Here is a 1112-nt window from a genome sequence, read left to right as displayed (position 1 = left end):
GCGAAACGCAGACCGTCGTCCATCGCGATCGGGTGGATCAGGGTAACAACCATTTTGATGTTGTCGCCCGGCATTACCATCTCTACGCCTTCCGGCAGTTCGATGGTGCCCGTTACGTCAGTTGTACGGAAGTAGAACTGCGGACGGTAGCCTTTGAAGAACGGCGTGTGACGGCCGCCTTCGTCTTTGGACAGAATGTACACCTCAGATTCGAACTTGGTGTGCGGCTTGATGGTGCCCGGCTTCGCCAGGACCTGACCACGTTCGATCTCTTCGCGCTTGATACCACGCAGCAGAACGCCCACGTTCTCGCCCGCGCGGCCTTCGTCCAGCAGTTTACGGAACATTTCAACGCCGGTGCAGGTAGATTTCGCGGTCTCTTTGATACCCACGATTTCAACTTCTTCACCCACTTTGATGATACCGCGCTCTACACGACCGGTAACAACCGTACCACGACCGGAGATGGAGAATACGTCTTCGATCGGCAGCAGGAACGGCTTGTCAATCGCACGCTCTGGTTCCGGGATGTAGGTATCCAGGTGACCGGCCAGCTCGATGATTTTCTCTTCCCACTCGGCTTCGCCTTCCAGCGCTTTCAGCGCGGAACCGCGAACGATCGGGGTGTCGTCACCCGGGAAGTCGTACTGAGACAGCAGTTCGCGAACTTCCATCTCAACCAGCTCCAGCAGCTCTTCGTCATCAACCATGTCGCATTTGTTCAGGAACACGATGATGTACGGAACGCCTACCTGGCGACCCAGCAGGATGTGCTCACGGGTCTGCGGCATCGGGCCGTCGGTGGCAGCAACAACCAGGATCGCGCCGTCCATCTGCGCAGCGCCGGTGATCATGTTTTTAACATAGTCGGCGTGCCCCGGGCAGTCTACGTGAGCGTAGTGGCGGGTCGGGGTGTCATATTCAACGTGAGAAGTGTTGATGGTGATACCACGCGCTTTTTCTTCCGGCGCGTTATCGATCTGGTCGAATGCGCGGGCAGCACCGCCGTAGGTTTTAGCCAGTACGGTAGTGATTGCAGCGGTCAGCGTTGTTTTACCATGGTCAACGTGGCCGATAGTACCGACGTTAACGTGCGGTTTTGTACGTTCAAA

The 1112-nt window shown here is 56.7% G+C and carries 1 protein-coding gene; it reads right to left on the bottom strand.

All coding sequences use genetic code 11. The features are described from left to right. A partial coding sequence (gene tuf, locus GJV78_RS22650; protein WP_155110303.1) for an elongation factor Tu occupies positions 1 to 1112 on the bottom strand: 1112 nt, incomplete at both ends.

The sequence above is a fragment of the Intestinirhabdus alba genome (assembly GCF_009711095.1).
GTDB classification, from domain to species: Bacteria; Pseudomonadota; Gammaproteobacteria; order Enterobacterales; family Enterobacteriaceae; genus Intestinirhabdus; species Intestinirhabdus alba.
This window is presented reverse-complemented; position numbering and strand designations above follow the sequence as displayed.